Origin of the sequence: Pedobacter miscanthi (assembly GCF_032678605.1) — a bacterium.
Classification (GTDB): Bacteria; Bacteroidota; Bacteroidia; order Sphingobacteriales; family Sphingobacteriaceae; genus Pedobacter; species Pedobacter miscanthi_A.
Genome location: NZ_JAVTSU010000026.1, coordinates 62,417 through 70,652, shown reverse-complemented (window position 1 = coordinate 70,652; position 8,236 = coordinate 62,417). Strand labels below are relative to the sequence as shown.

Below are 8,236 nucleotides of genomic sequence, written 5' to 3'. Positions count from 1 at the left end.
CTAAAAGGGGCGTTTTTTTGTCAGCCTGCAATAGCGCCAACACCGGCAGGTTTATCAATCTCCCTTTGAAGTAATTTGCCCCTCGTTTTAGTAAAGTCAAAATAGCTGTAGAATTATTAACATCATGTTCCTATACTATTTATTGCTTATATAAATTACATCATATTAAAACAAATTATACATTAATTTTTCGTAACAGAAGCTTATTGTTTTTTTCATTATTCTCTATTTGATTTACTAAAACCTTTTAGTATTATTGAGCTATAGAAAAACTTATACTGCTAACCAATTTATCTTATGAAATTATCAAACAGAACCACACTATTTGCCAGTGTTCTTTTAGGCACTGTTGTCTTTTTATCAAACTGCAAAAAGGCGCAAACAGACACAGCAACGCCCGAACCTACGGTTGTGCCTACAAATGCAGCTGTAAGAACAGAGGTAACCACTCAGGCCCAGTTTACCGTGAGTACCGAGAATACAGGCGGGAAGGATGCTGCCGAGGGCTCATCAAAAGTTATTGATAACAATATCGATACTAAATTTTTGATATTCAGCCACCAATCCAGTTTTTATATGCAGTTTGAGTTTCCCTCTAATACCCAGATTGCAGCCTACACACTCACTTCTGCAGATGATGCCAGCGAAAGAGATCCATCAAACTGGACCGTTACAGCTTCTACAAATGGCACCAATTGGACAGAGTTAGACCACCGGGAGTATGAAATGTTCTCTAAACGTAAACAAAGCAAAACTTATAATTTTGTTAACAATAATACCTATAAATTTTACCGTATTAATGTTAAAGTCTTATTTGGTCAAACCAATCCCATTTTTCAGTTAGCCGAAATAAAATTATTTAATGTGCCACAGAACCAGCAGGCACTAGCGCCGAACAATACCCTGGAAACTGTGGTTGAAGGTTCAAATACTTTAATTTTTACAGATAAGACCGGTACTTTTAGCGCGGCAACAAAAGCGGGTTTCATCACGGTGTTTAAAACTAACTACCAGCGAATGGCCAATACTTTTAATACGAATGCACCTAAAACACAGGTTTTTGTGATCGATGCTGAATATGAAGGCGTTGCTGCAACCTATGGTGGGTCTGTTATCCGTTACGATCCGAGATACTTCATAAGTAATCCTAAGGATATTGATGTGGTAACCCATGAGATGATGCACGTTGTACAGTCGTATAAGTTTAACCTGCCCAATACCGGATGGATTACGGAAGGAATTGCAGATTATGTAAGGTACATTTTCGGGTACGACAACCCAGGTGCCAACTGGTCATTACCTGCTTATAGTTCAAATCAGAACTATACAGATGCTTACCGCGTTACGGCACGTTTTTTTGCCTGGCTGGAAAACCATGGTTATCAGGGCATCATCATTAAGCTGGATAAAGCAATGAGGGATGGTACCTATGATGTGAACACTTTCTGGTCGACAAATGCAAATGGCAAAACTGTAGATCAATTGTGGCAAGCCTATACGGCTAATTCTGCCTTGTAAAAACAGTATATTCTCATTATAACACATGCAAAAACCTCAGCAAAACTGAGGTTTTTGCATATAATCGAGACTTTATCCCCCAAAAATCATTTTAGCATTAAAATCATTAATAATTCAGTTGCTCATGTAATGAGTTTTTGTAAAATCTAAAAAAAAAAATCGTTTTATCATACACATAATTCAAGGTTTTGCATCTGTTTTGTATCATTGTGCCATCAGATTAAATGTCATTACAAAGACATGGTTTTGTCATAAAACTTTAAAATTAGTTATAAGAGAGATTGGTTGACATTATATTTACACCATATAATAATAATTTATCTACTAATCTTTAAAATCTATGAAAAAACGCTTACAAAGTTTGTTCATACTCTTGTTTTTTACCATTTCGGTAATGGCACAGGAAAGGACAATCACAGGCACAGTTACTTCGCAGGATGACAAATCGCCTATCCCTGGAGTTAACGTAAAAGTAAAAGGAACCCAGATCGGTGTAAGCACCGATTCAAATGGGAAATTTTCGATCAGTGTTCCTTCTTCGTCTTCAACATTAGAATTCTCTTTTATCGGGTATACTACCCAAAGCAGGCCGATTTCTGGCTCTGGTCCGGTTAATATTGTACTGGTGCCAGATTCCAAGTCGTTGAGCGATGTTGTAGTTACCGGTTACACCGTACAGAATAAAAAAGATGCAACAAGTGCAATTTCTAAAGTATCAGCTGAACAGTTTAAGGATACACCAGTTGCCGATCCTAACGAGCTTTTAAAGGGGCGCGTTACCGGTGTAGTGGTAACCTCAGGCTCAGGCCAGCCGGGAGCAGTACAAGCTGTACGTATCCGTGGTATTAACTCCATTTCATCAGGAAATAATCCTTTATATGTTATTGATGGTGTTGTTGTGGCAAGGGGTGATTTTAATACCGATACCAACAGGGATTTAGAGGCCAGTAATCAGGTAACTCCAACGGATATCCTTTCCAATCTAAACCCTAATGATATTGAGAGTTTTGACGTTTTAAAGGATGCATCTGCCATTGCACTATACGGTGCAAGGGGAGCTAATGGTGTAATTGTAATCACGACCAAAAAAGGGAAAATTGGCGCACCTGAATTTAATGTAAGAGCGCAGTATGGAAAAACCAAAGCCAATTTTGGTAATTTTAAGCTAATGGACGCCAGTCAGTTTTTAGCCTATGAAAAAGTAGGTTTGAATAATGCAGGAGTTACAGATGCTCAAATACCGGGAAACCTAACGGCTGCCGGTGGAAACTCCGATTTTAACTGGATGGATGCGGCTTTCAGAACAGGTACATCCTCAAATTTTGATATTTCTGTCCGCGGTGGAAACGAAGGTACAAAATACTATTTCTCAAGCGGCATGGGCAAATTAGACGGTACGCTTATCGGTTCCGGACTAAAAAAATATTCCCTTTTATCAAACATCGAACAGAAAATAAACAGCCGTTTTACGATGGGTTTAAACTTAAACCTTTCTTATTCTGATGGATTGACTTCAGCAGATGGAAGCCGTTATGGAAGCCCTATTTTAGGCTATATTGCCACAGCGCCGATTCAATCGCCTTATAAACCGGATGGTAGCTTATATACCGGTAGAGAATCAGGCTGGTTTGGATTAACCGGAGACAACTTTTTATACAATACACAGTATAATTTTAACAGCAATAAAAACTTCAGGACATTAGGCCGCTTATATGGCGATTTAAAGATCTTTGACTGGTTAAAATTATCTGAAAACCTATCGGTAGACTGGATCAATGCAAAGCAAAAGTTGTATCAGGATGCGCGTACCTCTGATGGTTTTGGTCAGAACGGGTCATTATTTGATTCAGCTATTGATAACAAGTTATATACTACGCAAACCTCTTTATCGGGAAGTTATGCACCAAGCTCCGATCACTCTTTAACATACCTTGCCATGCTCGAGTATTCGTTTAAAGAAAATGCGGGAATCAGCGCAAATGGAAAGTCAATTATTGCAAACGATCGTTTCCGGTCGCTGAATGCTGCAATATTGCCTGTAAGTGTTGGTGGTAGTTCTTCAACGCAGGCAATTTTGTCTTACATTGGTAATGCAACCTATTCTTACCAATCTAAATATAACCTGAATGTGAGTTTGCGTCGTGATGAGGCTTCAAATTTTAAAAACAATAAGTCTGAAACTTTTTATGCTGTGGGTGGTGCCTGGAGAATCATTAATGAGGACTTTATGAAAGAGCAGAAGATTTTATCAAATGCAAAACTGCGTGCGAGTTATGGTACATCAGGTAATTTAACTGGTTTGCTTGATTTCGTTTCTTATACTTTGTGGACTCCAGTAAATTACAACGATAACCCGGGTTTAGCGCCTTTTCAATTGGGTAATGATGATTTGCGCTGGGAAAAAACAAATAGTTTTGATTTAGGTTTAGAACTTGGTTTTTTAAACAATCGCATTTCATTAGAAGCTGATTATTATAGTAAAAAAACAAATCAACAGTTATTCTCTCTACCGATATCTTCAACCAGCGGATTTATTACCATGCCGGTAAATATTGGCCAGGTGCAGAACAGGGGTTTCGAACTTGCGCTGAACACGGTTAACCTTGAAGGAACAGTAAACTGGAAAACTAATTTTAACGTTTCTTTTAGCAAAAACAGGGTAAATGAAACCAACAACGGTCAGGATCTTGTAACAGGGCAGAATATTACCAGGGTTGGTTTTCCAGTTGGTTCATGGTACGTGAGAGAATGGGCAGGTGTTGATCCGGCCAATGGCGATCCGCTTTGGTATAAGGCTGATGGATCTACCACCAATAACTACAACCTTGCTGAACGCAGGATTATTGGCCAGGCTTTACCTAAATATACTTTCGGTTTAACCAACATTGTTACCTATAAAGACCTGGAACTTTCGTTCTTGTTTTATGGAGCTACCGGAAACAAGATTTTTAACCAGACTCGTAGTTTTGTAGAAAATACAGCTTATATCAACAGTGGTTTTAACCATTCTGTAGAAGCGGGCGAAGATTTCTGGCAAAAACCTGGAGATGTTGTTTCAAGACCAAAACCTATTGCCGGAGGAAATAAAAATGAGTCTTCTCCTTCATCAAGATTTTTAGAAAAAGGAGATTATTTACGCTTAAAAAATGTTAGGCTTGCCTATTCATTACCATCGACGATCCTTGGAAAAACCGGTATTAAAAAAATAACATTTTTCGGACAGGGAGAAAACCTGGTAACCTGGACGGGTTATACCGGTGTAGATCCTGAGACAGACGCATTAGGAAACGAATTTTTTAAATATCCGGTAGGAAAAATTTACACATTTGGTTTAAACGCAACATTTTAAGGCACTTTAACTAAGAATATCATGAAAAAAATATATATCATAGCACTTTCCCTGTTTATTGGAAGTGCCTTCATGAGCTCTTGCAAGAAAGAGCTTAACCAACAACCAGACGGTGCATTACTTGATGAAACGGCCATTACCGATTTTCAGACTTTACAGGCTGCAACCATAGGCTGTTATAACGCCGTAGTAAATTTAAACTGGTATGGAAGGAATTATCCGACCATGCTCGAATTAAGAGGTTCGAATATGTTTATTGCCTCATCTAATTCAAATCGTTTAACAGCTCCGTATCAATACAATTTTACAGTTGCCAATGCAGACGTTGCAGATATCTGGAATACCATTTATAAAGCAATTGCAAGAGCAAACAATGTGATCACCAGATCCAGCATTGTAACTGATGGTACGGCTGCTGATAAAAAGCAGCTTATTGCTGAGGCAAAATTTGTAAGGGCATTAGCCTATTTCGATTTAACGCGTATTTTTGGTCAGCCTTACACGGTAAATAGTGGCGCCTCTTTAAGTGTGCCCATTATACTTACCCCTGGTATAACCCAGCCGAAACGAAATACAGTGGCAGAGGTGTATGCTCAGGTAATTAAGGACCTCACCGAAGCAAAAACAGATTTACCACCTGATATTGTAAATAAATTCAGGGCATCAACTTTTGCTGCTTCAGCTTTACTTGCCCGGGTTTACCTTTACAAAGGTGATGCAGCAAGTAATGCTTTGGCTATTACAGAGGCAACGAGAGTAATTAACGCTGGTTACACGATAACTACAGCATCAAGTTACGCAGGCACTATATTCTGGGCTAACCCCGGGCAGAACGAAGAAATTTTTACAGCAAAAATTTCCCAGTTCCAGGATTTGGGTTCTGACAACTATGGTCAGTTATATGTAAGTGAACTTGGTGGTTATGGAGATATTCGGGTAAATCCAGCCTTTGTGGATAGTTATGCAGATGCTGACGTGCGTAAAACACAGGTGATTAAAACCGATGCAACCACTGATGATTACATCACCACTAAATTTTACAGACAGGATAATATTCCGGGATTGTATAGTCCTAAGATTTTACGTTTATCCGAAATGTATTTTATCCGCGCAGAAGCCAATGTTAAATTAAATACAGCTACGGGTGCTGCTCCAGCTGACGATCTTTCTTCGGTACGTACCATGAGGGGATTACCTGCTTATGCTGGTACACCAAATCTTACAGATGTTTTAACCGAGAAAAACCTGGAATTTGCTTTTGAAGGCCACCAATGGCAGGATAACTTTAGGAACGGCATCGTTACTGTACGTCCTCAAATTACAGGTGCGTTAAATAATAACAGTAGTTCAAATATCGCAATTACGGATAACAAACAACTTTATCCTATTCCACAAAGGGAAGCGGATGCCAATCCGAATATTAAACCAAATAATCCGGGGTATTAATATAAAAGGTTTCCTGAAATAATACTCAGGGGGCTGAACAAAGGTTAAAAAGGAGTAGAAAGCATTGTCTTTCTGCTCCTTTTTATGTTTAAAGATCATGCTAAAACAATAAAACAGGTAAGGTTGTATGACCAAAAACTTTTAAGATATATCAGTATAAGCAGAGTTAATTGTCATGGTGAGTGTAACAAAGAATCCCTGGCCTGTAAAGCACCGGAGCATAAAAGATTCTTCATTGCGTTTATAATGACAGCCGTTTGTTAGCCGGGAAATCTTTCTGGAGAGATCGCTCCGTTTCGTTGTCATTTTTAATTAAGGAACTACTTTTTTATAAAATTTAACTTTCAATGATTATTTTTATTGATAAAATGTGACTTTAAAAAATGGGTTTACATATGATATTGATGAACATTATGCTTCCGCTTAGAAACAAAATAAAGTAAACATAAAAATTATGAGAGCAATTAATCCCTGGATCAACTTTAATGGTAATGCCGAAGAAGCATTCAATTTTTACAAATCAGTTTTTGGCGGCGAGTTTACAAAAATCACCCGTTTTAAAGATTTATCTAGTTCTGAATTTAAGGTAGACGAAGATGAGGCAAATAAAATAATGTACATCAGCTTGCCGCTTGGTAAAAATAATTTGTTAATGGCCAACGATGTGCCCGGATTTTTGGGACGGGTAAGCGAAAGTGAAAACCGCTCAAAAATATATGTAAATGCCGAAAGCCGCGAAGAAGCAGATAAAATATTTAGCGGATTATCAGCAGGTGGAGCAGTGGAAGGGCCTATTGGCGACAGTCCATGGGGTACCTATGCCGGAATGTTTAGGGATAAATATGGCATTGAATGGGTTGTGGAGTTTGATGAGCATTATAACGGCTAAAATTAGCCATGTTTTTTCGTTAGGGCAGGCGCTTGCACAGCTGTAAAACCAAGCGGTCTTCATTCTTTTTTCATGTGCTGCGGGCTAGATGCTGATGTTGTTCGAATTTTTAATTTCGGCCATCACAAAGGTACTATGCGTACTCCCGATGCTCTCTACCGAACCAAGTTTATTGAAAACAAAATCCTGGTAGTGTTTCATATCCTTTGCATAAACCTTTAAAATGAAATCATATTCGCCCGAAACGTTATAACATTCCACCACTTCATCAATGCTCAGGATATCTTCAACAAACTGATGTCCTATTTTTCTGTCATGCTGTTTGAGTTTGATATTGCAGAAAACAATAAAACCCTTATGGAACTTTTCGGCATCCAGAACGGCAATATATTTTTTGATATAGCCATTATTCTCCAGCCTTTTTACCCGTTCAAAAACAGGTGAAGGTGATAAATTAACCTGTGCTGCAAGTTCTTTTGTAGTAAAACTGGAGTTGTTTGCCAGGATTTTCAAAAGCAATAAATCGGTCTCGTCGAGTGCCTCCATAGAATAATATCCTTGTAAAGCTGTAAATCTATGTATTTAAAAGGATTTTAAACTGTATTATTTGGTAATATTAGGTAATATTCCTTATTATTTTCGTTTACGTGGTTTTATAATCCGGTTAATTAACTTTGTTAAGAATTTAAAACTGATTGTAGAAGCAAAAGTTCTTTATATTTCAAACCATTGGAAAAGGTTATACTTAACGTAAATTAATAGGGAACCGTGTGTAAATCACGGGCTGTCGCGCAACTGTAAGTAACAACAAGGTTTTTATCCAGGGATGTCCACTGCCCAGCGGGAAGGACGATAAAAACTGTTACAAGCCAGGATACCTGCCTATTCCGCATGACGATGCTTTCGCGAAAAAAGCCTGAAGTCAGATTGATACATATATTAAAGGTAACATACTTTTAGGCCATTCTGTGCCTGTATTTTTCTCCCCTCAGTCCTTTTTCAAGGAAATATCCCCGAAAACCATAAAGCAATTT

Annotated in this window: 5 protein-coding genes and 1 riboswitch; of the genes, 4 read left to right on the top strand and 1 reads right to left on the bottom strand. The window is 38.2% G+C overall.

The features are described from left to right. Window positions 1–297 precede the first annotated feature (297 nt). From R2R28_RS26495 to R2R28_RS26480, 4 genes are all read left to right on the top strand, one after another. Entirely contained in the window at window positions 298–1,518 is a 1,221-nt protein-coding gene (locus R2R28_RS26495; protein ID WP_316828672.1) for a basic secretory protein-like protein, read from the top strand. Window positions 1,519–1,858: 340 nt separating this feature from the next. Continuing rightward, complete coding sequence (locus R2R28_RS26490; RefSeq protein WP_316828671.1) at window positions 1,859–4,867, top strand: SusC/RagA family TonB-linked outer membrane protein; 3,009 nt, start codon at window positions 1,859–1,861, stop codon at window positions 4,865–4,867. Window positions 4,868–4,888: 21 nt separating this feature from the next. Further along, window positions 4,889–6,313 (top strand): RagB/SusD family nutrient uptake outer membrane protein, encoded by a 1,425-nt coding sequence (locus R2R28_RS26485; RefSeq protein ID WP_316828670.1) that lies wholly within the window; start codon window positions 4,889–4,891, stop codon window positions 6,311–6,313. 454 nt (window positions 6,314–6,767) lie between these two features. Next, window positions 6,768–7,202, top strand: coding sequence for a VOC family protein (locus R2R28_RS26480; RefSeq protein ID WP_316828669.1), 435 nt, complete (start codon window positions 6,768–6,770; stop codon window positions 7,200–7,202). 84 nt (window positions 7,203–7,286) lie between these two features. Here R2R28_RS26480 and R2R28_RS26475 read toward each other — a convergent pair whose 3' ends face one another. After that, a complete protein-coding gene (locus tag R2R28_RS26475) occupies window positions 7,287–7,748 on the bottom strand; it encodes an Lrp/AsnC family transcriptional regulator (RefSeq protein WP_316828668.1) in 462 nt (153 codons plus the stop codon). A 173-nt stretch (window positions 7,749–7,921) separates the two neighbouring features. Continuing rightward, window positions 7,922–8,103: riboswitch (cobalamin riboswitch) on the top strand. Window positions 8,104–8,236: the final 133 nt, after the last annotated feature.

Coding starts and splice junctions, on each gene's coding strand:
- R2R28_RS26495 (WP_316828672.1), top strand. CDS start 298: ATGAAATTATCAAACAGAACCACACTATTTGCCAGTGTTCTTTTAGGC.
- R2R28_RS26475 (WP_316828668.1), bottom strand. CDS start 7,748: ATGGAGGCACTCGACGAGACCGATTTATTGCTTTTGAAAATCCTGGCA.
- R2R28_RS26480 (WP_316828669.1), top strand. CDS start 6,768: ATGAGAGCAATTAATCCCTGGATCAACTTTAATGGTAATGCCGAAGAA.
- R2R28_RS26490 (WP_316828671.1), top strand. CDS start 1,859: ATGAAAAAACGCTTACAAAGTTTGTTCATACTCTTGTTTTTTACCATT.
- R2R28_RS26485 (WP_316828670.1), top strand. CDS start 4,889: ATGAAAAAAATATATATCATAGCACTTTCCCTGTTTATTGGAAGTGCC.